The sequence below is a fragment of the Prescottella defluvii genome, assembly GCF_000738775.1.
Taxonomy (GTDB): Bacteria; Actinomycetota; Actinomycetes; order Mycobacteriales; family Mycobacteriaceae; genus Prescottella; species Prescottella defluvii.
In genome coordinates this window covers 1-257 of record NZ_JPOC01000192.1, presented here as the reverse complement: position 1 = coordinate 257, position 257 = coordinate 1, and the positions used below count along the sequence as shown (strand labels likewise).

1 pseudogene is annotated in these 257 nt (G+C 66.1%); it reads left to right on the top strand.

The annotated features are described in order from the left end of the window. A pseudogene (locus IJ15_RS25130) lies at positions 1–257 on the top strand (NADH-quinone oxidoreductase subunit L); the annotation flags it as partial.

The following is a 257-nucleotide window of genomic DNA, read 5'->3' as shown; positions in this document are numbered from 1 at the left end:
CGACCGCTGGGGGCACCTTCTCGGATGTGCCGCGGCAGTCGCATCGTTCGTGATCGCGGTGGCGTTGTTCGTCGACATGATCGGCCGGGACGCGTCGGACCGGGTGGCGCAGCAGGATCTGTTCACGTGGCTGCCCGTCGCCGGGTTGCAGGTCGACTTCGGGCTCCGCCTCGACCAACTGTCGATGTGCTTCGTGCTGCTGATCACCGGCGTCGGGTCGCTCATCCACATCTACTCGGTCGGATACATGCGCGACG